We start from the raw sequence: 25427 nt of genomic DNA on the forward strand, positions 1-25427 counted from the left end.
TTGCAGGGCACTTCAGCCGTCTTCGCGTACAGTGTTTCCGTCGCTCTCGGCCTGTTCGGCCGCCCAGGCGCCTGCGGCTTCGACGGCAACCGGCGTCGCGGATGGCGTGACGCCGAGATAGGGCTCGGTCTGGTCGACGGGAACGCCCGGCCGCTGCGTCATGCGATAAAGCGCGTAAAGGGCGATCGCCGCGAAGGTAACGCTCAGAACCAGCCAGAAGGTGAAGGGACCGGCCCATTCCATCGCCCAGCCCGTGGCGAGCGGGCCGATGATCGCGCCAAGCCCGAAGGTGAACACCAGCCCGCCGGAAGCGGCCGGCATATCCTCCGGCGAAAGAAAATCATTCGTGTGGGCCAGCAGCAGCGCGTAAAGCGGTGTGGTCATGCCTCCGGCGACGAAGGCTGATGCCATCATCGGCCACAATCCGCCGCCGGCTACCCAGCCCAACAAACATGAGAAAGCACCGACTAACGAGGCCGCGAAGATCAACCGACGCCGATCTATGCGATCCGATATCCAGCCGATTGGATACTGGAAGGCGAGCGCGCCGGCAAACAGCATTGCCACGAGCAGGGCAATCTGGTCTGCCGTCATGCCGATCAGCGTTCCGAAAACGGCGCTCATGCCGGATTGCGTGGCATAGGCGCTTCCCAGCAGAAATATGCCGATCGCGCCGAGCGGCGACTGACGATAGAGTTCGCGAAGAGGCATCGGCCGCGTAACCTCTGTCCTCGGCGCATGCCCGACGGTGAGTAGCACCGGCGCGAACGAGATCGAGACGAGGATGGACGCGCCGATGAACAGCACCGAGGTTTGCGCGTCGCCAAGCGTCAGGAGCCCCTGCGCGCCGATAATACCGAGCGTCTGCGCGATCATGTAGGCGGACAGAACCTTTCCGCGCGTCTCATTGGTCGATGCGTCGTTCAGCCAGCTTTCTGCCGTGACGTAGATGCCCGACATGCAGAACCCGATCAGGATGCGCAGCAGCGTCCACGCCCAGGGCTCGACGAGCAGCGGAAGCGTAATCAACGCGGCCGACATGAAGCTGCCGAGTGCGGCGAAAACCCGGACATGCCCGACATTGCGGATCAGGTCAGGGGTGTAGCGGGCGCCGGAGAGGAAGCCGACGAAATAGCCGGATGTCACGATGGCGAGCGCGGCCGGCGAAAACCCCTCCAGACCGCCGCGCAGGCCAATAAGGGTAAACTGCATGCCGTTGCCGAGCATGATCAGCACGATGCCGACCAGAAGCGCCCAGATGCCTGATATGACCGTGACCATCGCCCCTCCGGAACGCCGCGCGGATTGCGCCCAGTCTTGGAGAGTTTCGCACACGAACCGGACCGCAGTTGTTCCATTTGCGCATTGAAAATGACCGACCGCGCCTTCGGTCGATCGCAGCGGTCGGTCGACGCTCCAAGAGCCCGTCGGGACAAGCGGGCCAGGGGACTCCTCCATGGCACGCGACAGCGCCGTGGAGGAGGCTTTCTCTTACGCCAGCCGGACGATCAGGACATCGCGCGGGGGCAGGGCGAAGCGGCCGTCTTTCAGGAAGGCGCCATCGCCGGCCCAGTGGTTTTCGGCGCTGGTGAGGAGCTTTCCCTCGCCATCCGTCACCGTTCCGGTCTGTGTCTGCCTTGTGGCGTTGACCAGCCAGAGATAGCGGCCGTCCGCGCCCTCGTGCAGGCGGATCTGTACCGCGGGGTTGGAGGTGACGGTGTGGGCTTTCTTGCCGGTGAAGGCGAAGCACCGGGCGAAGTAGCGTTTTCCCGCCTCCGACTGGTCGCGGTAATAGCCGACCGAAGGGTGGGTGCCGACGAGCAGCGTGCGGCCCTTGCCGAACGTGTTCTCGACGATCGCGATCCTGCCATCGGCAAAACGCGCCAGCTCGCGACCATCAGTCACGGTATAAGATTGCAGAAAGCCGCCGCCGGTGGTCGAAACGCCATCGAGCGTGAAGCGGATGCGGTCGCCGATATCCGGCATGAACTCCACCTCGTCCTCGCGGACGCCGAAGACGGCGTCGAGCCCGTTATTCGGCTGCACCGTGCCGACCTTGCCGCGATCGCCGAAATAGCCGGGGCAGGCTTCCGACACCAGCGTGCCGCCGGCCTTCACCCAGTCGGCGAGTTTCGCGGCGTTCTCGCTTGTCAGCATGATGGGGTAGGGGAAGTAGAGCCCGTCATAGGCATCGATATCCTCGATATGGACCCAGTCGGCCTGGATGCCGTTGTCGAAGAAGCCGCGATAGGCGCCCCACATGGCCTCCCTGTAGGTCTCGTAATTGCCCTCACGGCTGAGCAGATAATCCCAGGCCTGCGCCTCAGGCGCGACCAGAATGCCGATCTCGCCCTTCACCGGCATTGCCGCCAGCAGCGGCTTCTGCTCCGGCGCGTTGGTCCACTTTGCGATCTTCGAGGCCATGTCGGAGCGCGGCGTGCGCGAACCATCCATGCCGTAGGAGCCGAAGGCGCCGAACAACGGGCCGTCGAGCAGCGGCCGGTAGCGCAGGTTCAACATGCCGCGCGCGCCGCCGGCAAAGGACGTCAGCGACCAGACGCGGATATCCTCGGGCTCGGCGACGCGGCCATCCTCCTTGTCGCGCCCGACGACCTGCGGCTGCATCCACAGTGGACCGCCCTGCCGCTCGGCGTGCCAGAACGGCTTGCCGCGCGCGGCGGCGCGGTTGAGGTCGGCGGCGTAGAAGCTGCGCCACGACTGGTTGCCCTTACGCGCGTGAACGAAGGTATAGCCATAGACCTCGACCTTGGAGGCGGCGAGCCAGTCATCCGAGCCGCGCGAGGCCATGTCGGGGATCGCCCCGGCGACGCCATGGGCAGCGATCAGGCAATCGCTGTCGACGGCGCGGATCGTGTCGATGCGAAACTGCATCTGGCCGTAGTAATTCTCGCGCTTGAAATCGAGCCAGTCTAGGCATTCGGGATAGGGCGCGATCTGGCGCGGCGGCTCGATATCGTCCCATTCGGCATAGGAATAGCGATACCAGGCCTTTGCCAGCATATCGAGATCGCCGTATTTTTCCTGCAACCAGACGCGGAAGGCGGCCTTGGTGTGCGGGTTGTAATCGACCGCCGGCGAGTAGTTGCACTCGTTCCAGACGTCATAACCCAAAAGCCCCGGATGGCCCTTGTAGCGCTCCGCGAGCGCCGTCAGGAAGGCGCCGGCCGCCTCCTTCACTTCCGGGCAGTTCATCGTCAGCGATCCCGCGCCGCCGCCATTTGGCGCAAAGCCGCCGGTGGCAGCCGACACGCCCATGATCGCCGGAAGCTCGCTGCCATCGGCGCGCATCTGGCGGGCATGGGCGAACTTGCGGTAGGCCCAGTCGGGCACGGTGTGGGTCAGCTCGGCGATGATCGTCTTGATGCCGTTTTCGGCGGCGAGGTCCATCTGCCGGTCATATTCCTCCCAGTCGTAGAAGCCGGGCCGCCGCTCGATCGCGCTCCACATGAACCAGTGGCGGAAGACATTCAGCCCGTCCTCGGCCGCGACGCCGTAATCGCGCTCCCAGTCCTCGCGCGGCGGGTTCGATTTGCGGAAATAGACCGCCCCGAACGGCGTCTGCATCGGTATTTTCGTCATGATGTCCTCATCATATTATCTCGAATGGGGCGGCGGTTTGGACCTGTGCCTCCCCGACTTGCGTCAGACGAATGTGACGCCGACCGGGCATGGCTTCACCGCAGAGCCCCCAAACCTTCTCGCCCCGGAGGGGAAAGATGTCGCGAAAGCGACAGTGAGGGGGGGAGACCATCCTCGCGATCGCCCTTGCGGACTGAAACGCTGCTCACTGCCCCTTTCGGGGCATCTCTCCCGCAGGCGGGAGAGAGTTTTGGGAGCAAGCCGCAAAGCCGGATGCGATTAACCTGCGCCTGAGGGCGAAGATCGCCGGCTCACAACCCCGCAAGCGCCTCCAGCGTCCGGATCAGCGCCGAATGGTCCTTGTCGCCGTCGCCGCGGGCGATCGCAGCGTTCATCAATTGCTCGGTCGCGGCCGCGTTCGGCAAAGCGAGGCCGAGGTCGCGGGCGGCGTTGACGGCGAGCGCCATGTCCTTGCGGTGCAGGCGGATGCGAAATCCCGGATCGAAGGTGCGCTCGATCATCCGCTCGCCATGGACCTTCATGATCGTCGAGCCGGCGAAGCCGCCCATCAGCGCCTCGCGCACCTTGGCCGGGTCCGCCCCCGCCTTCTTCGCAAACAGCAGGCCCTCGGCCACGGCCTCGATCGTCAACCCGACGATGATCTGGTTGGCGACCTTGGCGGTCTGGCCGTCGCCGACAGGGCCGACATGGGTGATGGTCTTGCCCATCGCCTCGAAAAGCGGCCTGCCGCGCGCGAAATCGGCATCCGAACCGCCGACCATGATCGTCAGCGCCGCGTTCTTCGCGCCAACCTCGCCGCCGGAGACCGGCGCATCGAGATAGCCGCAGCCCTTCGCCGCGATCTTTTCTGCGAAGACCTTGGTCTCGACAGGCGAGATCGAGCTCATATCGATCACCATCTTGCCTTCGGAAAGACCCTCGACCACGCCGTTTTCGCTGAACAGGACGGTTTCGACATCCGGCGTATCCGGCACGATGGTGATGATGATCTCGGCGGCTTCAGCAGCCGCCTTCGGCGTATCGCAGGCCGTGGCCCCTTTTTCGACAAGGAATTCCGAGACCGGTTTCACCCGGTTGATGAACAGGTCGTGGCCGGCGTCGATCAGGTGCGCCGCCATGGGACGGCCCATGAGGCCGAGGCCGATAAATCCGATTTTCATGTGATCCTCCTTAAAGCCAGGGCTTCATCCAGCCGAGGCCTTCGGTTGTGCCGGCCGAAGGCTTGTATTCGCAGCCGATGAGGCCGTCATAACCTTCCGCGTCCAGCATATTGAAAAGATAGGGATAATTGATTTCGCCCGTGCCCGGCTCATGGCGGCCGGGATTGTCGGCGAGCTGCACATGGGCGATCTTGGCCTTGAGCCGCTTGTAGGTTTCGGCAAGGTCGCCCTGCATGATCTGGGTGTGGTAGATGTCGTACTGGATGAACAGGTTGTCGGAACCGACCGCATCCAGAATGCGCTCGGCATGGTCCGTGGTCGAAACGAAGAAACCCGGAATGTCACGCAGGTTGATCGGCTCGACGAGCAGCTTGACGCCGGCATCGGCCAGCCGCGGTGCGGCGTATTTCAGGTTTTCGACCAGCGTTTTTTCAAGCGTTCCGGCCGCAACGCCCTTCGGCGCGATGCCGGCGAGGCAGTTGACCTTGGGGCAGCCAAGCGCCTTCGCATAGGAAATCGCCCTGTCCACGCCCGCCTTGAACTCCTCCACCCGGTCCGGCAGGCAGCCGATGCCGCGTTCGCCGCCGGCCCAGTCGCCGGCCGGTAGGTTGAAAAGCGCCTGCTGCACATTCGCGGCCTTCAGTGCGGCGGCAACCTCCTCTTCCGGGAAATCATAAGGGCCGACATATTCGACGGCCGGAAACCCGTCACGAGCGGCCGCGGCGATGCGGTCGAGGAATGGCAGGTCGGCATAGAGAAACGAAAGATTGGCGGCAAATTTCGGCATCGGAAAACTCCTCAGGCAGTAAATCTGGTTCGGTGCAGCATGCGCTTGTTGCGCGGGTCCGGGTTGGGCACAGCGGAAATCAGGCTTCTGGTGTAGTCCTCCTCCGGCGCGGTGCAGATCTGCGCGGCGCTGCCGAGTTCCACCAGCTTCCCCCGATGCATCACCGCCACCCGGTCGCAGAAATAGCGGACCACCGAAATGTCGTGGGCGATGAAGATGTAGGAGAGGTCGAGGCGCTTCTGCAGGTCGAGCAGAAGATCGAGGATCTGCGCCCGGATCGAGACGTCAAGCGCCGAGGTCGCCTCATCGGCGATGATCACTTTCGGGTCGAGCGCCAAGGCCCGCGCAATGCCGATGCGCTGCCGCTGGCCGCCCGAAAACGCATGCGGATAGCGTTCCATGGCGGAGCGGTCGAGGCCGACGAGTTCCAGCAGGTCGCCGACCTTTTCCTCGATTTCTCGGCCCGACAGCTTGCCCTGCACCACGAGCGGGTCGGCAACCACCTGCCGCACCGTCATGCGCGGATTGAGCGAGGCGAAGGGGTCCTGAAACACCAGCCGGACCTGGCTGTGAAAATTGCGCAGCCCCTGCTTGTCGAGCGTCGTGACCTCGGTCTCTGTGCCATCGCCGGGGCGGTAGACGACCGAGCCGGAGGTCGGGTCGAGGACGCGGAGGATCAGCCGGCCCATCGTGGTCTTGCCCGATCCGCTCTCACCGACGATGCCGAGATTTTCGCCGCGCTTCAGGTCGAAGGAGACGTCGTCCACGGCCTTGAGGATGAATCCCTTCTTGCCGGCGCCAGCGCCGAACACCTTGGTGAGGTTGCGCACCGACAGCACGACGTCGTCCTTCGCCGCCTCGCGGCTTTCATCCGCCACGCGCGGTTTTTCAAGCCGCACGGTCGATGACAGAAGCTGGCGGGTATAGGGATGCTTCGCATTGTAGAAGATTTCATCCACCGGGCCGCGCTCGACGATCACGCCGAAGCGCATCACCGCCACCTCGTCGGCGACTTCCGCGACGACCCCAAGATCGTGGGTGATCAGCAGCATGGCCATGCCGCGCTCCACCTGCAGGCGCTTGATCAGGTCGAGGATTTCGGCCTGGGTGGTGACGTCCAGAGCGGTGGTCGGTTCGTCGGCAATCAGGATATCGGGATCGCAGGCAAGCGACATGGCGATCATCGCACGCTGGCGCATGCCGCCGGAAAACTCGAAGGTGTAGCGGTCGATCATCGCCTCGGGGTTCGGGATTTCCACCTGCGACAGCAGGCTGATCGTCTCCGCCCGCGCTTCCGCCTTGCTCATGTTGCGATGGAGCCGCAGCGCCTCGATGATCTGTTCGCCGATGGTGTGGACCGGCGAGAGCGAACTCATCGGCTCCTGGAAGATCAGCGAGATTCGCCCACCGCGAATGGCGCGGATTTCCTTTCCCTCATCCGGCAGCGCGTGGATGTCGACCGGCTTGCCATCGGTATCGAGCACGATCGTGCCGCTAGTAATCTTGGCCGCCTTGTCGACGATCTTCAGCAGCGCCCGCGCCGTCACCGACTTGCCGGAGCCGCTCTCGCCGACCAGCGCCAGCGTCTTGCCGCGATGGAGATCGAAGGTGACGTCGCGCACGGCATGCAGGATGTGCTGCCGCAGGTGGAAATCGATGGACAGGTTCTTCACCTGAAGCACCGCGTCGCCAAACCCCTCATGATCGTGAACGATGGTTTTTGGTGTCATCACAGTCGTCATTTTCGTCATCTCCCCTCAGCTATCGTACGGATCGGCGGCATCGCGCAGGCCGTCGCCGAGGAAGTTGAAGGAGAGCACCGCGATCACGACCGCGCCGGCGGGCCAGATCAAGAGCCACGGGGCGGTCGAGATGGTGCGGATGTTCTGCGCATCCTGCAGCAGCACGCCCCAGGAGACGACCGGCGGTTTCAGCCCGACGCCGAGGAAGGAGAGCGCGGTTTCCGCGACAATCATGGTCGGCAGCGCGAGCGTGACGACGGCGAGGATATGGCTCGTCAGCGACGGCAGGATATGGCGGAAGATGATCCGGCGCTCGTTGGAGCCGTCGAGCCTGGCGGCGGTGACGAAATCGTCGCCACGCAGCGCGAAGAAGCGTCCGCGCACCTCGCGGGCAAGCGAGGTCCAGCCGAGCAGCGACACGATCAGCGTGATCAGGAAATAGACCTTCAGCGGCGCGAGCGAGACCGGAATGGCGGCGGCAAGGCCGAGCCAGAGCGGAATGGTCGGCATCGCCGAGATGATCTCGATGATGCGCTGGATTAGCAGGTCCACCCAGCCGCCGTAATAGCCCGACAGCGCGCCCATCACCACGCCGAGGATCAGGCTGATGCACACCCCGATCAGGCCGATCGACATCGAGACCCGCGTGCCGTAGATCACCCGGCTGAAGAGATCACGGCCGAGCTTGTCGGCGCCGAGCAGGTAGAACGGGTCGTTCGCCTTCAAGGGGCCCATCAGATGCAGATCGGAGGGGAAGAGACCCCACATCTTGTATTCCGGCCCGCGCACGAAGAAGCCGATCGGCACCACCTTGCTGTCATCAACGACGAAGGAGCGGCGCAGCGACGCCTGGTCCACGGTGACGCTGTAGCCCTTCACATGCGGCAGGAATGTCCTGTCGCCGTTCTCGTCCTCGACGAAGAAGGAAATCGTCTGCGGCGGGGCGTAGGAATATTGCGGGCGGGCGGACTGGGCCAGATTCGGCGCGAGGAACTCGGCGAAGATGCCGATCAGGTAAAGGCTCAGAATGACGATCCCGGCAACGATCGCGAGCCTGTCCTTGGCGAATTTGTGCCAGATCAGCGTCCACTGGCCGGCCGCCGCGTCGGTATCGCTGGTGACGCCTTTCTTCAGCGGCGTGATCGCGGGACGATCGAGCCCATGATGGTGCGTCGGCTCATGCAGCGCGGTTTCCTGGAAAATGTTGTCGCTCATTGGTCAAACCTTATCCGGGGATCGAGCATGGCGAGCAGGATGTCGGACACCAGCATGCCGATCAGCGTGAGAACGCCCATCAGGAGGATGAAGGAGCCGGCGAGGTACATGTCCTGCGAGATCAGCGCGCGCAGAAGCAGCGGCCCGGCGGTCGGCAGGTTGAGCACGATCGCGGTGATCGTGACGCCCGAGATCAGGTTGGGCAGCACCCAGCCGATCGCCGAGACGAAGGGGTTGAGGGCGATGCGCACCGGATATTTGATGAGCGCCTTTGTCGGATGCAGGCCCTTGGCGCGGGCGGTGATGTAATAGGGCTTGTTAAGCTCGTCCGTCAGGTTGGCGCGGAGAATCCGGATCAACGAGGCGGTGCCCGCCGTGCCGATCACGACCACCGGGATCCACAAATGCGCCAGAAGGTCGAAGAGCTTGCCCCAGGACCATTCCGCATGGGCGTATTCCGGCGAAAACAGCCCGCCAACGCTCTGGCCCATCACCTTGTAGGAGAAATACATCAGCGTCAGCGCCAGGATGAAGTTCGGGATCGCCAGACCGAGAAAGCCGAAGAAGGTGAAGACATGATCGCCCAGCGAATGGCGCTTCACCGCCGAATAGATCCCGATCGGCAGCGATACCGCCCAGACGAACAGAAGCGAGGCAATGGAGACGGCAAGCGTCGCGCCCATCCGCTCCCAGATCAGCTCGCTGACCGGCCGCTTCCATTCAAACGACTGGCCGAAATCGCCATGCAGGAGAATACCGGAAATCCACTTGTAGTACTGCACGTAGATCGGATCGTCGAAGCCGTAGATTTCCCTCAACCGCGCGATTTCGGTCGGATCAAAGGCCTGGCCGCTATCGCTCATCGAGGCGATCAGCGAGGTGACATAGTCGCCCGGCGGCAGCTGGATGATGACGAAGGCGATAATGGAAATGCCGAACAGGGTCGGGATCATGTATATGATCCGCATGATGATATAGCGCAGCATCAGCGACCTCCCGTCCGTGCTGTCCTTGTGGTTTCAGACACTATCATGACCAGCGGACCTCGACCGTTTCCAGCAGGTCGATTTGGGGAACATCGACTTCCACCGTGTCGCCCGCTGCCCGGTATTCGGCCGTCTTGCCGGCGATCAGCAATTGCGCGTCCCTGACGGACCGCCCCTTCGGGATCGCGATCGAGACCGTGTGCGGCCCGACCGGATAGATCGATCGCGTCGGCCCCTTGAACATCATCGGATTGGTGAGGTTGAAGAGCAGAACGGCGAGCGTGTCGCCGCTCTCGCGCACCGCGATATCCAGCACCGAGTGCCCGGAAACGCTGACGCGCGGCGTGCCGCCCATCGCCCAGCGCACGGCGTTTTCGATCAGTCGCTGGTGGTCGGCGGTCAGCACTTCCCAAAATATGCTGCCGATATTCCACGGGATATACACGGTGCGGCCGCCGGCCGTAGTCTCTCGCGTGACGACCGCCGCGCCGCGCGGCTCCTCGCGGGGATAGACTTCCTCCATCGGCAGATCCGGAAAGTCCGGAATGCTGAGGAACGGCGTCTCGGTGCCCGCAACGGTTTCGACCTCGGCAAGCATGGTGCCGCCGATGATCCGCCCGGCGCCTTCATAGCCCTGCGTGAGCGGGTGATCGCCGGAAAGCACGATATAGCTGTTCTTGACCGGCCCGCGCGCCAGCGCGCTGCGCTTCACGCCAAAGACGTCGCCAAGCGCGAATGCGTCGCGCGCATTGCCGCTTTCATCGCGCATCGCGGTTTCGTGGGCGGCGATCAGGCTGCCGCCGCGCGCGGCATAGTCTCTGAGAAGCGCGCACTGGGCATCGGACAGATTGGAGGCATTGGCGAGGATGACCAGCTTGAAGCGATCCAGGCTTTCCGCCGTCATCGCCTCGTCGGAGAGGAATTCGAAGGGAAGCTTCGCCTCGATCAGAGCGTGGTAGAAGCCGAGATCATCGCCCTCGGCCTGACGGCGCTCGTCTCGCGCCCAGTTTTTCAGGGTCGTGGTGGGGTCGATGATCGCGATCTCGGCGGTCGGCGTGGTTGCCTCGAGCATCGCCTGGAGCTTCTCGTGCTTTTCGAACCCGGCGGCGACCGGGGCGACCCAGCGCTCATCCGGCACCACGCCGTTGAACTTCGTGAACCAGGGCAGCATGCCGTGGGTAACGCCGTTCGCGATCCAGCTTTCGATTTCCGCCCCGGTGGTGACGGAATCCTTCCAGCGATATTGCTCCTCCGGCCCGATCGAGGTGATCAGGACCACTGGGCGGTCGCGGAAGGTGGCGCGCATGCGCTTGGCGTTGCGGCCGGCCAGCCAGATCGGCTCCAGCCCGCGCCGGCCCTGATGGTCGACGACCAGGAAGGGGCAATGCTTCTCGATCAGGCCGATATCGAATTCCATCAGCGATTCGCCGCCCATATTGGGAATGAAGCTCGCATGCGGGCGGATCGCCTTCACGTCATTGTCCCAGGCGATGACCATGCGGGTCAGCACCTCGCGACGCCAGCCGGACCATGCCCGCCAAGCGGGATCGTTGACGTCGCTGGTCATCGGCAGATCGAAGCCGGTGGCGCCCTTGAAGCGGGTCTTGCAGCTCTCGCAATAGCACACGCCATGGCCCTGCCAGCGATTGGCGAAGAGCGCGTCGATATCGTAATCGCGGGTGATTTCCTTCACCACGTTTGGCATGAAGACATTGTTGTAATCGCCATAGGCGCAGGTCACCCAGACATCGGGAAAGGCCCAGTGGCGACGGGGATTGCCGTCCTTGTCGACCGCGATCCATTCGGGATGCGTATCGGCGGCATCCTGATGGATGGCGTGCGGATCGACGCGGGCCATGACATGCATGCCGAGCGACCGCGCGCCATCGACGAGGCGGCCGAATGGATCGGTGTCGCCGAGATATTTGCTGACATAATGGAGCGGAACCTTGGACGGGTAAAAACCGATATAGCCGCCGGCGGACAGGCAGACCGCGTTGGAACGGGTGCGTTGGAACACATCGATCCAGAAGTCCGGATCAAACTTGACCGGGTCGTTCTCGACCAGCGTAAGCTGGGTCCAGCGGGTGGCGGTCTTATACCATTCCGGCGTTCTGAGATTGGCGGCAGCGATCGGGTCGATGGGCTTCATGTGTCGGGTTCCGCTGGAGCGCGTCCAGGAAAAGTGGATACCGGTTTTCCGTCCGGACGCGCGTAAAAACAAAAAGATGGAGCATTGCCGGTGATCCGGTTTTCGCCGGAATGCTCCAGGTAAAGCGGGGCTGGCGCCGGCCCGTGGAGGAACGGGCCGGTCCTTGGTCGGTCGAAGGTGACAGATGTTTCTGCCGATCAGTTCTTGAAGAACTGCTCCGGCGCCGACGGTCCGGGCGTCGGCCAACCGAACGAGTTCGGCATGACCGGCATGGTGTTGACCATGTCGTTCTTGATCACGCCGTAACCGTCCGGCGGCAGGCTGACGCCGAAGACGAGGAACTGGTCGGCGGCGTTGTTCAGGAGTTCCAGCATGATCTCGTGCTGCTTGTCCTGATCGCCGGTCGCCAGCAGTTTCTTGTAGAGTTCCTGCTGCGCCTTCACTTCTTCCGGCGGCTCGATGGCGGCATCATTGTCCGGCTGGTTGAAGTGCAGGGCCCAACCCTGCGCATAGAGCGCATTGGTGTTGAACGGCACGAAGTAGCGCGGATCGAGCATGGCCGCGACGCCGCTGTTTGCGCCGAACTGGTGGGCCGTGGCGTCAAACTCGCGGCCATGGCGGACGCGGGTTTCCCAGAGCGAGCGGTCCATGGTGCGGATCTGCGCATCGATGCCGACATCGCGGAAGTTGGGTATCGCAAGCTGGAACATGTCGAGGAAGGTGGTGCGCACCTGATCGATCTCGAAGATGATCGTCACGCGCCGGCCTTCGGAATCGAGCCGGAACCCTTCGCTGTCCTTGTTGGGCAGGATCTCGTCCAGGATTGCATTCGCCTTTTCCGGATCATATTCGGTGTATTGCTTGGCGAGCCGCTCGACATAGAGGGGATCGCCTTCGACGATCGAAGGCTGGGCGGGCGAACCCTGGCCCACAAACACGGCATCGAGCATCGCCTGGCGATCGATGGCGTGGGACAGCGCCACGCGGAAATCGCGGTTGTTGTAGAGCGCGTTCTTGACCGGATCGGTGTGGTTCAGGTTGAGCTGGAACACCATCACATTGGCGGCGGTTTCCTTCAGCGTATAGAAATGGAAGTCCCCGCTTTCCTGTGCATCGTAGAGCACCGGCTTGTTGGCGGGCGTTGCGATATACTGGTCCATCATGTCGATCTCGCCCTGAAGCGTCTTCAGGAGAAGCACTTCCGGATCGCCGACCATCTGGTAGTTGATCTCATCGAAATAGGGCAGTTGCGTGCCTTCGGTATCGACCTTCCAGTAATAGGGATTGCGCACGGCAACCGCGCGTTCGGTGTCCTCGCCGGGCGCGATCGTGAACTTCCAGGCATTCAGCGTCGGACGGTTGGAATTCTGGAAGAAGTCATTGTCCTGCTGCACGCCGCATTCGCGCTGGAACAACGCCACCCAGCTTTCATAGCCGCGTTCCTTGGCGAGTGCGTTGGCATCCGGATTGTACTTGATGTGGAACTGCTTGAGGTAATGCTTCGGGGTGCGGGTGATCTGGTCCTGCTGCGCCCAGGCGAGTTGCTGGGCGAAGAAGCCGTTCGGCTGCGCGAACTTGACCTTGAAGGTCTGGTCGTCGACCACTTCCAGTTCGGCAACCGAGCCGTCGGTCGAATACCAGAAGGCCTGATCGCCGATGGTAAGCTCCGGGTTCTGGAACACATCCTCATACCAGAACTTCACATCCTCGGTGGTGTAGGGTTCGCCATCCGACCACTTCATGCCCTTGCGCAGGGTAAAGGTATATTCGGTGGAATCCTCGTTGACCTCGAAGGACTCGGCGACATTGGGCGTGACGCCGGACCAGTCCGGCGTGAAGCGCACCATCGGCTCATAGCCCTGATAGCGCACCAGCATGGACAGCGACCCGCCGCCGACCAGCGCATGGTTCCATGTGCCGCCCTGCGTGCCCGGCTGATCGCGGGGCGTGATCACCAGCGGGTTTTCCGGCAGGCGCTCGGCGACCGGGGGAAGATCGCCGGCCTGAACCGCGTCCTCCAGATTGGGCGACTTGTATTCCATTTCAGCCCAGGCGGGCAGCGCCAGCAGAGCGGCAAACGCCGTCCCTGCCGCGAGAAAAGCTCTGCGGCTCAAATTCCTCATGGATTTTCCTCCTACTGTCGATGCTCCGTTATCCTTCATCGACTAACAAGTAGCTTGAAATAGAAGTTTTGTTATGTAAAGCGTTAGGTTCAGTTTTTTTTGAACCGTGGCATTACGCGCCCATTCGGGCCATAATGCCGCATGAATGTGAGGAGCCCCTGTGTCGCGCGTAACGATCCAGACCATTGCCGACGAAACCGGACTTTCGAAATTCGCCGTGTCGCGTGCGCTTTCGGGCAAGAGCGGCGTCAGCGAGGCCACGCGGCTGAAGGTCAACGAAACGGCCGTGCGCCTCGGCTACCGCAAGACCGCGTCCAGCAGCCGTGTTCTCGGCGTCGTCTTCGATGACAACGATATCACCAACACCGAACTCCATATGCAGATCCAGAACGGCGTCCAGCGCGAGGCCCAGCTGCTTGGCTATGCCCTGCGCATCCGCAGCACGCGCAACGGCATCGAACTCGAGGCGCTGGCGGAGGAGTGCAGCGGCCTGCTGATCGTCGGCCTGCATGATGAAGAGAACCTCAGACGGCTGCACAATTCAGGCATTCCGATCGTGCGCAACAGCTGGCTGGAGCCGCTGGAGCCGGTCGATCAGGTGGGCGCGACCGACCATGAGGCAGGCTCCGCGGTCGGCCACTTTCTTCTGGACCTCGGTCACCGCACGATCGTCTATATCCATGGCGATCCGCGTTTTCGCGGGCGCATGGAACGGCTTTACGGTTTGCGCGAGGTGTGCGAGCGCGCGCCGGATGCCGTCCTCCACGACCTCATTCTCGAAGAGGGCCGCGATTTCGGCGAGGCCTTCGGGCGGCTGATCACGGACATTGAAAAGCCGACGGCATTCTTCTGCGCCCATGACGGGCTTGCGCTGGCGGTGATCTCCGAACTGCTGGCCCGCGGCTACCGGATACCGCGCGATGCCTCCGTCGTCGGTTTCGGCGATTACTCCGCCGCCCAGCAGATTTCGCCGCAGATGACGACGGTGAGGGTGCCGGGCGTCGATATCGGCCGAATGGCGACGCGCGTGCTCCACCAGCGCATCACCAACCAGGACTTCCCCGCCTGTCCGCTGCGCCTCCACGTGCCCTGCCAGATCATAGAACGGCAATCGACGGGGCCGGCTCCGCGGTAAGCCCCGCGCCATTTCGCCGGGTGCGAAACGGCCCCGACGCCGCTGCGGGCCTCGATCCTGAACGCACTGCCGGACGACCGTCGGCGGCCAATGGACTGCGGTAGAAAGGCAGGGGAGTGGTGCACAGGGTCATCACTGGTTGTAGAGACCCAAAGTGACCCTCTTGTTACTTCCCCGCGCGCGCAGTGCAACATCCTCAGTCGCATTCCTCTCCGCAGCTTCGTGTCACCGCTAATTTGAGCGGCGATGCCCGCAGGTTGCAGACATTCTAGCAAACACATGAAATGTAATATTACCTACACATAGTTGTGATGATATCGCCCCACAGCCCATTTCATCAGCTTTCTCCAACTTCCGTAGGCCTAAAATGTCAATAAATTTACATTCCGTGTCGTCGACACGAAGCCGTCCCAGCCATGCCCGCCGCGTCCACCGCCTGTTGTGCAGCGCAGCGGTCATCGGTTCCGTGGCGATACCGATCGCGGCCCATGCCGCGGATGGCTCCAAAGGCACCGTTCGGGTTTTGACCTTCAACACCTACCGCGAGTTGTTTTCAGGTGACGACGCGTCGATGAAGGCCTTCCTCGAAACGGGCGACTACGATGTGATCGGCCTTCAGGAGCTGTGCTACTATAGCAGCAAGTGCACCTATGTGGACACGATACCGGAGATGCTTTCCGGCGAGGGCTGGTCGAACGGGTCCGGCTACCGCGACGGGGAGGATGGCCTGGTCACGCGCTTTGCCGGCGAGGGCGGCTCCCACCGCTGGGGGAATTACTTTTCCGGGCAGTTCGCCCATGTGACGGCGGATGCAAGCCAGGGTCTGCCGCAGACGACCTATGCCTCCGCCCATTTCGACTGGCGCGATGATCCGGAAATCTATCGGATCGATGAGGCGAAACAGGTCAATAGCTGGGTCGTGGATCACAACAATCCGGTCATCCTGATGGGCGATCTCAATGCCGGCGACGTTTCCGAGCGCGGTCTCAGTTCCGCCCTGCAGCAGGCCTATCTCTACACCCGCGTCATCTATGACGGGTCGCCGTCGCAGCTTTGGCGCGATCTCGTGATCGAATATGCGCCGGAAGGCAGGGAGGACCAGGCGCAGGCCTATATCGACGCGATGCGCGCCACCGATCCCAACAATGCCAAACACTATCGCAATGTGCTGCAGGCCTATTTTGACGCCCATCCGGAAGAATTCCCCGGCATTTCCAATATTTCCCAGATGAGCTGGGAGCAGTGGGCGGTGATCATTCAGAAGGACATGGCCGCCAACGGTCTCGTGCTTGAGGATGAAACCTACCCGACCGCGAGCAACCAGCCGGTGACGATGAACATTCTGAAAAAGCGGTTCATCGCGCTCAACTCGGACTCCACCCGTGAAGGCTACGCCCCGCATAGCCATGGCGACGGCAGCGTGACCTGGCCGGGCACGGAATATGACGAAGGCAACATCACCTCTCCAAGCTGGGCCCATGGCCAGATCGACCATTTCCTGGCCTCACGTCCCTACGGCAAATGGTGGACCGTGGTCGACGATCCGGACGACGACTATCTCGGCGTCCTGAACGGGATCGCCGTCAATGATGACGGCAAGGCGCTCTCCGACCACGAACTGGTTGCCCATGAGCTGCGCTGGATCGGTCCCGTGCTGGAGGCCTATGAAGGCGACGCGAGCAAGAAGACCCTGATCTGGAGCGCCGACGCCAATACGTTCGCGGAAGATGGCGGCGTCTTCCATCTCACCCGCAACAATATGCGCACCGATATGACCATCGGCCAGATCTCCGATGACGACGGCAACCCGATCTTCATCGATCTCCCCGTGGACGTGCTGAAAACCACGCTCGATTGCGAAAGCGACGAGGCATGGCTGCAGGATGCCATCGCCGCATATTGCATCGACGATCATTCCTTCATCGGCGAAACGCTGATCACCGATGGCGGCACGATCATCGTCGATGAGGACCTGGCGCTCGGCAATGCCGATGCCGATCTCCGACTCGATAACGGCACGCTCGCAATCGCGGGCACCGCCATGCCGACGCTTGATCGCAATGTCGTGCTGGAAGGCGTTGGCGGTACGCTCCACGTCTCCGACGCCGCGGCGAACGTCACGGCGTTGGGAACCATCTCCGGCGAAGGCGCGCTGACCAAGGCCGGCGACGGCACGCTGGTGCTCGCCGGCACAAATACCTATGCCGGCGGCACCTTCATCAAAAGCGGCACGCTCGGGGCGCTCGGCGGCGCGGCTTTGCCGGATTACGGCACGGTCGCGATCGCCGAGAATGCGCGACTTGCGCTTGGCGATGACGAAACCATTGGCGGGCTGATCGGCGTCGGCTCCATCGACACCGGCAGCGCCATGCTGACTGTCGGCGCGGATGGCAGCACCACGGCTTTTGCCGGCGCGATCGCGGGGTCGGGCGGCCTGACGAAGGCCGGCGGCGGCGCGCTGAACCTGACCGGCGTCAGCGCCTATACAGGCGAAACCGTCGTCAATGGCGGCGCGCTGTTCGTCAACGGCTCGATTGCTGCTTCCAGTCTGACGACGGTGAAGGACGGCGGCCTGCTCGGCGGCAACGGCGTCCTCGGCAGCCTGAGTGTTGCGGGCGGCGGCACGCTTTCGCCCGGCAACTCGATCGGCATGCTCACCGTCCAAGGCGATGTCACCTTCGAGCAAGGCTCGAACTTCATCGTCGAGGTCGACGCCGATGGCAATGCCGACAAGGTCGTCGCCTCCGGCACGGCCACGATCAATGGCGGCACGATGGCGACGGTTGCTGCCAACGGCAATTACCAGGCAGGCGCCCGCTATGCGGTACTGGTTGCCGATGGCGGCGTCACCGGCGACTTCGATACCGTCACCACCAACATGGCCTTCCTGACGCCAAGCTTCGACGCGGCGAACGGCCAGCTCGTAATGTCGACCGAGCGCAATGACACGCCCTACGCCTTCGTCGGCACGACGCGGAATCGCAAGGCGGTTGCCGCGGCCATTGACGGCCTCGGCGGTGGCGCGCTTTACGACTCGATCGTCGGTCTCGATGCGGGAACCGCCGATTATGCCTTCAACCAGCTTTCCGGCGAACTCTACCCCTCCGTCACCGCCGCGCTGGCCGAGGACAGCCACTTCTTCCGTGATGCCGTCACCGCACGCTTCGCCGACGGGGCTGCCGCTGGCATGGGCACGGGCGTGACCGGCGAGGCCGAGCGGTTCTCCGTCTGGAGCCACGCCTATGGCGCGCATGGCTCGCTTGACGGCAATGATGTCGCAACGCTCGACCGCAATACCGGCGGCTTCTATATCGGCGGCGACGCCGCCCTTTCGGACGCCTTCACGCTTGGCGCGATGGCGGGCTATGGCCGTTCGAGCTTCAGCCTCGATGGCGAGGGCGCTTCGGCCGACACCGACAGCTATCTGATCGGCGTCTATGGCGCGGCCAGTGTGGATGCCTTCCGGCTGACCTTCGGCGGCGCCTATGCCTTCAACGACACCGATAGCAAACGCGCGATCGACTTCGGTTCGCTCTCGGACAATCTGTCGGCGGACTATGACGGCTCCGTCAGCCAGATCTTCGCCGAAGCCGCCTATGCGTTCGACTTTGCCGGCGGCGTGTTCGAGCCCTATCTCGGCCTCGCCCAGGTGCATGCCGAAACCGACGGCTTCACCGAGAATGGCGGCATTGCGGCCCTTTCGGCCGGGGACAGCGACATGAACGTAACCTATATGGATCTCGGCCTGCGCGCTTCGAAGACCTTCGCGATCGGCGAGCGGACGGCGAGCGTCAACGGACAGATCGGCTGGCGTCACGCCTTCGGCGATATCACGCCGGAGATGGCCATGGCGATTGCCGGAAGCGCGCCGTTTTCCATCGAGGGAACGCCGATCAACGAGAACGCGGCCATCGTCAATGCCGGGCTGAATTTCAATCTCGCCGAAAACGCCAATCTCTATGTCAACTATGTCGGCCAGTTTGCCGACGGCGGCAGCGAGAACGGCATCAATGCCGGGCTGAAGATCCGCTTCTAGCCGGACCTCCCCGGACCGGCCTTTTGTCTCCCCTGTTGCGCCGATCGCAGCAGGGGAGACGGTTTTTGGGGTTTCGGGCAGATACTGCCTGACGCTACGGATTTCTCTCCACGCACATCGCGACGCCCATGCCGCCGCCGATGCAGAGCGTCGCAAGCCCCTTGCGGGCGTCTCGGCGTTTCATTTCGTGGAGCAGGGTTACCAGCACGCGCGCGCCCGATGCGCCGATCGGGTGGCCGAGCGCGACCGCGCCGCCATTGACGTTGACCTTCTCCGGATCAAGACCGAGCGCGCCATTGACCGCGCAGGCCTGGGCGGCGAAGGCTTCATTGGCTTCGACAAGATCGAGATCGTCGACGGACCAGCCGGCCCGTTCCAGCGCCTTTTTCGAGGCATTCACCGGGCCGATCCCCATGATCGCCGGATCGACGCCCGCCGTCGCGAACGCCTTGATGCGCGCCATCGGCTGGATGCCGCGCCGTTGCGCCTCCTCGGCGGACATCAGCACCATGGCGGCGGCCCCGTCGTTCAGCCCCGAAGCATTGCCGGCGGTAACCGTGCCGTTTTTGTCGAAGGTCGGGCGAAGCTTGGCGAGGCTTGCCTCATCCGCATCCGGGCGGATCTGCTCGTCGCGATCGAAAACCGTTTCGCTGCGCCGGTCCTTGACCGTAATCGGCAATATTTCATCGGCAAAGCGCCCTTGCTCCTGCGCGGCGGCGGCCTTGCGGTGGCTCGCGAGCGCGAAGGCATCCTGCTCACCGCGGCTGATCTGATAGCGGCTTGCGACGTTTTCGGCCGTAATGCCCATATGGTAATCGCCGAAGGCGTCCATCAGTCCGTCGCTTATCATGGTATCAACCAGCGAGATCGGCCCCATCTTGGTGCCGGTGCGTGCATTCTGGCAGTGCGGCGAGAGCGACATGTTCTCCTGGCCGCCGGCCACCACAATGCGGGATTCGCCCGTCAAAATCTGCTGCGCGCCGAGCGCGACGGCGCGAAGCCCGGAGCCGCAGACCTGGTTGACGATGAAAGCGGTCGCCGCTTCGGGAATGCCGGCCTTCATCGCGGCCTGGCGGGCGGGATTCTGCCCCTGCCCGGCCGTCAGGACCTGGCCCATAATGACCTCGTCCACCTCGTCGCCGGAAACGCCCGCGCGGACAAGCGCCTCGCGGATCACGGCCGCACCAAGATCATGGGCGGGCACGGTCGCAAGCGATTTCATGAAGGCGCCGACGGCGGTACGGCAGGCGCCGGCGATGACGATATCGCTCATGCCTTTTCTCCCGCCGTGAGCGCGACATCGAAGTCGGCTTCCGTCTTCGCGCGGATCTCGTCAAGGCTGACGCCATCGGCAAGCTCGATCAGCGTCAGTTTTGCCGGCCCGGTGCGCGCGACGGTGAAAACGCCGAGATCAGTGATCACCAGATCGGTGACGCGGCTGCCGGTCAAGGGCAGGTCGCACTGTTTCAGCAGTTTCGACTTGCCCTTGGCCTCGTGCTCCATCACGACCACGACGCGCTTGACGCCGGCGACGAGGTCCATCGCGCCGCCCATGCCCTTGACCATCTTGCCGGGGATCATCCAGTTGGCGAGATCGCCGTTTTCGGCCACCTGCATCGCGCCCAGGATCGACAGGTCGATATGCCCGCCGCGGATCATTGCGAAGCTGTCGGCGCTGGAGAAATAGCTGGTCTCCGGCAATTCGGTCACCGTCTGCTTGCCGGCATTGATGAGGTCGGCGTCCTCTTCCCCCTCAAAGGGGAACGGGCCCATCGACATCATGCCGTTTTCGCTCTGCAGGCGCACATCCATGCCGTCGGGAATGTAATTGGCCACCAGCGTCGGAATGCCGATGCCGAGATTGACGTAAAAGCCGTCCTGCAATTCGCGGGCCGCGCGGGCCGCCATCTGTTCGCGTGTCCAGGCCATCAGACGGTCTCCTCTGCGCGCTTGCGGGTGGTGCGCTGCTCGATGTGCTTCTTCGGGTTCTTCACCTCGACAATGCGCGAGACGAAGATGCCCGGCGTATGGATATGGTCCGGATCGATCTCGCCGGCGGGCACCAGATGCTCGACCTCGGCAACCGTCAGCTTCGCCGCCGTCGCCATCATTGGATTGAAGTTGCGCGCAGTCTTGCGATAGACGAGATTGCCCTCGGTATCGCCCTTGAAGGCGTGGACCAGCGCGACATCGGCAACAAGCGCGCTTTCCATCACGTAGTCCTCGCCGTTGAAGCTGCGCACCTCCTTGCCCTCGGCAATCATGGTGCCGACGCCGGTCTTGGTGAAGAAGGCCGGAATGCCCGCCCCGCCGGCGCGAATGCGCTCTGCGAGCGTGCCCTGCGGATTGAATTCCAGCTCCAGCTCGCCGGAGAGGTACTGCTCGGCAAACAGCTTGTTCTCGCCGACATAGGACGAGATCATCTTGGCGATCTGTTTGGTCGCCAGCAGCCGGCCAAGGCCGATGCCGTCGACGCCGGCATTATTGGAAATCACCGTCAGATTGCGCGCGCCCGATGCCTCGACCGCCTCGATCAGAGCCTCGGGAATGCCGCAAAGGCCGAACCCGCCCGACATGATCACCATGCCGTCCTTCAACTGGCCCGCAAGCGCTTCCGCCGCGGATGAAAATTGCTTCTTCATCATATCTCCTCCCGGTTCTCAACCGTTCTGGAGGCACAGGTTAAGCTTGATATTCCGCGGGCGTTAGTCGTATTTCTACCATATGTCTGCACCGTCAAACCCGCCACATCGCTTTCCGCTCGCCGATATTCCGGTGCCCATGGTCTATGCCACGCACCGCATCATCCGCGACTGCAACGACGAATTCGCCGCCGTGTTCGGCTACGAGCGGGACGACCTTATCGACCGCAGTTTCTCGCGCCTTTATCCGGGGCTCGAGGATTTCGTCCGCACCGGTGAAATGTGGCGGTTCAACCTGCCGGAACACGCGGTCTATTACGACGAGCGCATCATGGCGGACAGCAGCGGTCGGCGTTTCTGGTGCCAGGTGCGCGGTCGCTCCTACGACCTTTCCGATCCCTTCGCCGCAGCGCTCTATTGCTTCGAACCGATGACCCGGCCGGTGACCGGAGCGACGATGAAGCTCACAGGACGCCAGCGCCAGATCCTGACGCTGGTCTCCCAGGGCAAGACCAATGCCGCGATCGCCGCCGAGATCGGCCTGTCGCCGCGCACCGTCGAGGCCCACCGGCTGCGGCTCACCCGTACGCTCGGCCTTGCCAACAGCGCCGAGCTTCTGGCCTGGTTTCTCAACAGCGAGCAGTAGGCAGCAGACAGCGCGGAACCGCCACCTTTGCAACAAGTACCAACTTGTTGCAGCCTCGCATCTTGAAAAGCAAGTCTTGGCGGCCTTCGCTAACGCCTTTCGCCAGGCCGCTTCCGCCCGGTCTTTTCGCTCCATTCGGCCCATGTTTTCTCGATGAGCCCCGGATCGGCGGCGGCTTTGAGGCCGGTGGCGGCAATGGCCTTGGCGGCGTGGACGAAGGCCTTGTGGGCGGCCGGGCTCTTGCCCTGGGCGACCACCTGCCAGGTGTGGGGGTTGGTGCCGATCGCCCAGGCCGGCGTCCAGCATTGCGCGGTCGGAATAACCCAGCTGACATCGCCGACATCGGTCGAACCGGCGCGGAAATGCGACTTGCCCTCAAACGCCCTCAGGCCCCGGTGAAGCGGCTGGCTTCCGTCGACCCGGCTGTTGGAAAGCGCGTCATCCTTGACCTGATAGAGCCGGATGCTGCTGTCGATCGCCTCCTGCGAGAAGGTTTTCTGAATGTCTTTCGCGAAAGCCTCGTCGGCCTCGTCGAAGGGCACGGGGCCGAGCGCCGTCATCTGCTCGTGCATCGCCGTTTCGAGCGTGATGTTGGGCAGCAGGCTGTTGGTCGCCTTGCCGAGTTCCAGTTCGACACTGGTCTCCGTCATCATGGCAGCACCTTCGGCGATCTTCTTCACCCGTTCGGCAAGCGCCCGCGCGCCGACGATTTCCGGAGCCCGGATCATGTAGCGGCCGGCCGCGCGTGCCTGCACGACATTGGCCGCGACACCGCCGGTTTCGGTGATCGCGTAGTGGATCCTGCAATCGGAAGGCATGTGTTCACGCAGGAAGTTGATCCCGATATTGGTGAGTTCCAGCGCGTCGAGCGCCGAGCGCCCGAGATGGGCGGCGTTGGAGGCGTGCGCGGCCGTGCCCTTGAAGCGGATATCGTACTCGATCACGGCGAGATTATTGGTGGAGCGCACGCCGTTGAAGGGGGCCGGATGCCAAGTGAGCGCGAGGTCGACATCGTCGAACACGCCGGCCTCTGCCATGATCGTCTTGGCGCCGCCGCCCTCTTCCGCCGGGCAGCCATAATAGCGCACGGTCGCGGCAATGCCGTTCTTTTCAAGATGACGGGCAAGGCCCACGGCTGCCAGAAGCGAGCCCGCGCCGAGCAGATTGTGGCCGCAGCCATGGCCGCTAGCGCCCGGTTTGTCGGACTTTTCCTCGGCAATGCCGGCGACCTGGTTCATGCCGGCAAGCGCATCGAATTCGCCGAGGATCGCGATCACCGGCTTTCCGTGGCCATATTCACCGCAAAAGGCGGTCTCGATGCCGGCAACGCCGCGCGTGACGGAAAACCCGTATTTCTCCAGAAGCGCCGCCTGGAGCTTCGCCGATTCGAATTCCTCGAATTTCAGTTCGGCAAGCTCCCATATCCGGTCGGAGAGTTCGATGAATTCCGGCTTCAATGCCTCGATTTCACTCGCGAGTTGTTCGATCGCCTGCTGCGTCATGGGGAGGTCCTGTTTGCTGCCGGGGCAGCGGGTCTGGGGTCATGAAAGGTCGCGCGGCCCATATCGACGGGCCGCGGGATAAGGGTTCTTGAGGAGAAACGCCGCGCCGCAGGAGCAGCGCGGCGACAAGCCGGTCAGTCGACCGAGACTTCCCATACGCGGGGGTTGCCCTGCCATACGGGCTGGCCTTCGAGGCTCGCGGTCGCGGCCCAGATGTCGACCATGTCGTACATGAACAGGCCGGGCATATCCTCGAGCATCAGCGTGTGGAAATCGTCGAAGATCTGCTGGCGCTTTTCCTGATCGGTTTCGCGATAAGCGGCGTCGAGCAGTTCAACGGCCTCCGGATTTTCCCACATCAGCGAGGTGTTCTCGTCCTTGTCGCCGACATAGAAGCTCATCATCAGCGCCGGATCGAGGCGCGGCGAGACCGACTGCGAGATCACCTGGTAATTGCCCGACCGGCGGCGTTCCACCTGGGTCGCATAGTCGAGCACCTCGATCTGAACGTTGAGGCCGGCCTGCTGCATCATCGCCTGGGCGATGATTGCCGCCGGATAGCTCGGCACATTGCCGCGACGGTTGGCGATGATCGAGATCGGCTCGCCATTATAGCCGGCGTCCTTCAACTCCTTCTTCGCCGCCTCGATGTCGTAGGGCAGGCACTCTTGCTGGGTCTCGCTGTAATAGATCGAGTTGGTCGCGATCATCGAGCAGTTGGGCGTGCCGGTTCCGTTGGAGGCGGCGGCGACCAACTGCGGCAGATCGAGCGCCATGGCCATGGCGCGGCGAACGCCCGGATTGGCGAGCACCGGGTCGCGGGTCTGCATGTAGAACAGGTTCTTGCCGTTGTTGACGGCGACGATCAGCTTGCTGTCGTCGCGATCCTCGAATTCCGGCATCAGGTCCGGCGAGACTTCGGCGAGATCGAGCGCGCCGGACTGGATGCCGGCCTTCACCGTCGAAGCGTCGGGAACCACCATGAATTTGACGCCGTCGGCGAGCGGGTCCTTGGCCCCGACCGTGCCGTCCGGCGCGCCGTCGTTTTCCGGCGAGACATAAGCGTCATTCTTGGCGAGATGGACATATTCGCCCTTCTTCCACTCGTCCCACTTGAACGGGCCCGTGCCGATCGGGGCTGCGAAGCTGCCGTCCTCGCCCACGGATTTCGGCGAGATGATGCCGGTGAAGCCGCATTCCGGGCGGGCCATGAGGCCGAGGAAGACCGCCGAGGGCTCGGCAATCGTCATCGTCACGGTGGCATCATCGACCTTCTCGACGCCGGTCAGCTTGACCACGCGGCTGCCGTCGAAATCCGGCAGGCAGCGCCACTTGCTGTCGGCGTCCATGTAGCGGTTCATGGACCAAACCACGTCGTCGGCGGTCATCTTGTCGCCATTGTGGAAGGTGACGTCATCGCGCAGCGTGAAGGTATAGGTCAGCCCGTCATCCGACATGCTGACAGACTTGGCGAGAAGCGGCTTAACCGCGCCATCCTCGGTATAGCCGACGAGACCTTCGAGAATATGCATCATGATCGCGTCGGTATTGCCGTCACGGTTGACGCCCGGATCGTTGGAGCGCAGGTCGGAAGAGAGCGCGACGACGATATCGCGCGCTGCCGCCGTCTGGGTGAGCGCCGCCAGCATCACGCCGGCAAGGAGTAGTTTCTTCATGTTT

The 25427-nt window shown here is 63.1% G+C and carries 17 protein-coding genes; 3 read left to right on the forward strand and 14 right to left on the reverse strand.

Going from position 1 to position 25427, the window contains the following annotated elements:
• Positions 1 to 12: 12 nt before the first annotated feature.
• The 9 genes from V6767_RS02315 to V6767_RS02355 form a co-directional block, all read right to left on the reverse strand.
• Entirely contained in the window at positions 13 to 1281 is a 1269-nt protein-coding gene (locus tag V6767_RS02315; RefSeq protein ID WP_448471938.1) for an MFS transporter, read from the reverse strand.
• A 210-nt stretch (positions 1282 to 1491) separates the two neighbouring features.
• Positions 1492 to 3600 (reverse strand): beta-galactosidase, encoded by a 2109-nt coding sequence (locus V6767_RS02320; protein WP_448471939.1) that lies wholly within the window; start codon positions 3598 to 3600, stop codon positions 1492 to 1494.
• Positions 3601 to 3911: 311 nt separating this feature from the next.
• On the reverse strand, positions 3912 to 4781 hold the full coding sequence (locus V6767_RS02325) for a 2-hydroxy-3-oxopropionate reductase (RefSeq protein WP_448471940.1): 870 nt from the start codon (positions 4779 to 4781) through the stop codon (positions 3912 to 3914).
• 10 nt (positions 4782 to 4791) lie between these two features.
• The gene (hyi, locus tag V6767_RS02330) at positions 4792 to 5568 is read right to left on the reverse strand and encodes a hydroxypyruvate isomerase (protein WP_448471941.1); all 777 of its coding nucleotides are present in this window, start codon (positions 5566 to 5568) and stop codon (positions 4792 to 4794) included.
• An 11-nt stretch (positions 5569 to 5579) separates the two neighbouring features.
• Complete coding sequence (locus tag V6767_RS02335; RefSeq protein WP_448471942.1) at positions 5580 to 7310, reverse strand: ABC transporter ATP-binding protein; 1731 nt, start codon at positions 7308 to 7310, stop codon at positions 5580 to 5582.
• Between the two features lie 15 nt (positions 7311 to 7325).
• Positions 7326 to 8525 carry an ABC transporter permease gene (locus V6767_RS02340; protein WP_448471943.1) on the reverse strand — a complete coding sequence of 400 codons (1200 nt, stop codon included), beginning with the start codon at positions 8523 to 8525 and terminating at the stop codon, positions 7326 to 7328.
• On the reverse strand, positions 8522 to 9511 hold the full coding sequence (locus V6767_RS02345; protein ID WP_448471944.1) for an ABC transporter permease: 990 nt from the start codon (positions 9509 to 9511) through the stop codon (positions 8522 to 8524). Before V6767_RS02345 ends, V6767_RS02340 begins: the two co-directional genes overlap by 4 nt.
• A gap of 43 nt (positions 9512 to 9554) precedes the next feature.
• Entirely contained in the window at positions 9555 to 11663 is a 2109-nt protein-coding gene (locus V6767_RS02350; protein ID WP_448471945.1) for an alpha-amylase family protein, read from the reverse strand.
• A gap of 197 nt (positions 11664 to 11860) precedes the next feature.
• Positions 11861 to 13786, reverse strand: coding sequence for an ABC transporter substrate-binding protein (locus tag V6767_RS02355; protein WP_448471946.1), 1926 nt, complete (start codon positions 13784 to 13786; stop codon positions 11861 to 11863).
• A 160-nt stretch (positions 13787 to 13946) separates the two neighbouring features.
• Between V6767_RS02355 and V6767_RS02360 the strand changes: the two genes are divergently transcribed.
• Positions 13947 to 14921 carry a LacI family DNA-binding transcriptional regulator gene (locus tag V6767_RS02360; protein ID WP_448471947.1) on the forward strand — a complete coding sequence of 325 codons (975 nt, stop codon included), beginning with the start codon at positions 13947 to 13949 and terminating at the stop codon, positions 14919 to 14921.
• Positions 14922 to 15387: 466 nt separating this feature from the next.
• Positions 15388 to 18957 carry an autotransporter domain-containing protein gene (locus V6767_RS02365; protein WP_448471948.1) on the forward strand — a complete coding sequence of 1190 codons (3570 nt, stop codon included), beginning with the start codon at positions 15388 to 15390 and terminating at the stop codon, positions 18955 to 18957.
• A gap of 94 nt (positions 18958 to 19051) precedes the next feature.
• Here V6767_RS02365 and V6767_RS02370 read toward each other — a convergent pair whose 3' ends face one another.
• From V6767_RS02370 to V6767_RS02380, 3 genes are read right to left on the reverse strand one after another with little or no spacing between them, the layout of a single operon-like run.
• On the reverse strand, positions 19052 to 20230 hold the full coding sequence (locus V6767_RS02370) for an acetyl-CoA C-acetyltransferase (protein ID WP_448471949.1): 1179 nt from the start codon (positions 20228 to 20230) through the stop codon (positions 19052 to 19054).
• Positions 20227 to 20886: a 3-oxoacid CoA-transferase subunit B gene (locus tag V6767_RS02375; RefSeq protein ID WP_448471950.1), complete on the reverse strand. Its 660-nt coding sequence runs from the start codon at positions 20884 to 20886 to the stop codon at positions 20227 to 20229. Before V6767_RS02375 ends, V6767_RS02370 begins: the two co-directional genes overlap by 4 nt.
• Positions 20886 to 21599: a CoA transferase subunit A gene (locus V6767_RS02380; protein WP_448471951.1), complete on the reverse strand. Its 714-nt coding sequence runs from the start codon at positions 21597 to 21599 to the stop codon at positions 20886 to 20888. Before V6767_RS02380 ends, V6767_RS02375 begins: the two co-directional genes overlap by 1 nt.
• Before the next feature lie 82 nt (positions 21600 to 21681).
• Here V6767_RS02380 and V6767_RS02385 point away from each other — a divergent pair, with 82 nt between their 5' ends.
• Complete coding sequence (locus V6767_RS02385; RefSeq protein ID WP_448428492.1) at positions 21682 to 22245, forward strand: LuxR C-terminal-related transcriptional regulator; 564 nt, start codon at positions 21682 to 21684, stop codon at positions 22243 to 22245.
• An 89-nt stretch (positions 22246 to 22334) separates the two neighbouring features.
• Here the strand turns inward: V6767_RS02385 and V6767_RS02390 are convergent, their stop codons facing one another.
• On the reverse strand, positions 22335 to 23747 hold the full coding sequence (locus V6767_RS02390; protein WP_448471952.1) for a M20 family metallopeptidase: 1413 nt from the start codon (positions 23745 to 23747) through the stop codon (positions 22335 to 22337).
• A gap of 134 nt (positions 23748 to 23881) precedes the next feature.
• A complete protein-coding gene (locus V6767_RS02395) occupies positions 23882 to 25423 on the reverse strand; it encodes an ABC transporter substrate-binding protein (RefSeq protein ID WP_448471953.1) in 1542 nt (513 codons plus the stop codon).
• Positions 25424 to 25427 lie beyond the last annotated feature (4 nt).

The organism is Martelella sp. FLE1502 (assembly GCF_053484255.1).

Bases quoted from the DNA above. Each gene is read 5' to 3' on its own strand.
- V6767_RS02325 (WP_448471940.1), bottom strand. From the start codon at position 4,781: ATGAAAATCGGATTTATCGGCCTCGGCCTCATGGGCCGTCCCATGGCG.
- V6767_RS02315 (WP_448471938.1), bottom strand. From the start codon at position 1,281: ATGGTCACGGTCATATCAGGCATCTGGGCGCTTCTGGTCGGCATCGTG.
- V6767_RS02345 (WP_448471944.1), bottom strand. From the start codon at position 9,511: ATGCTGCGCTATATCATCATGCGGATCATATACATGATCCCGACCCTG.
- V6767_RS02375 (WP_448471950.1), bottom strand. From the start codon at position 20,886: ATGGCCTGGACACGCGAACAGATGGCGGCCCGCGCGGCCCGCGAATTG.
- V6767_RS02395 (WP_448471953.1), bottom strand. From the start codon at position 25,423: ATGAAGAAACTACTCCTTGCCGGCGTGATGCTGGCGGCGCTCACCCAG.
- V6767_RS02390 (WP_448471952.1), bottom strand. From the start codon at position 23,747: ATGACGCAGCAGGCGATCGAACAACTCGCGAGTGAAATCGAGGCATTG.
- V6767_RS02340 (WP_448471943.1), bottom strand. From the start codon at position 8,525: ATGAGCGACAACATTTTCCAGGAAACCGCGCTGCATGAGCCGACGCAC.
- hyi (WP_448471941.1), bottom strand. From the start codon at position 5,568: ATGCCGAAATTTGCCGCCAATCTTTCGTTTCTCTATGCCGACCTGCCA.
- V6767_RS02370 (WP_448471949.1), bottom strand. From the start codon at position 20,230: ATGAGCGATATCGTCATCGCCGGCGCCTGCCGTACCGCCGTCGGCGCC.
- V6767_RS02355 (WP_448471946.1), bottom strand. From the start codon at position 13,786: ATGAGGAATTTGAGCCGCAGAGCTTTTCTCGCGGCAGGGACGGCGTTT.
- V6767_RS02380 (WP_448471951.1), bottom strand. From the start codon at position 21,599: ATGAAGAAGCAATTTTCATCCGCGGCGGAAGCGCTTGCGGGCCAGTTG.
- V6767_RS02320 (WP_448471939.1), bottom strand. From the start codon at position 3,600: ATGACGAAAATACCGATGCAGACGCCGTTCGGGGCGGTCTATTTCCGC.
- V6767_RS02350 (WP_448471945.1), bottom strand. From the start codon at position 11,663: ATGAAGCCCATCGACCCGATCGCTGCCGCCAATCTCAGAACGCCGGAA.
- V6767_RS02335 (WP_448471942.1), bottom strand. From the start codon at position 7,310: ATGACGACTGTGATGACACCAAAAACCATCGTTCACGATCATGAGGGG.
- V6767_RS02385 (WP_448428492.1), top strand. From the start codon at position 21,682: ATGTCTGCACCGTCAAACCCGCCACATCGCTTTCCGCTCGCCGATATT.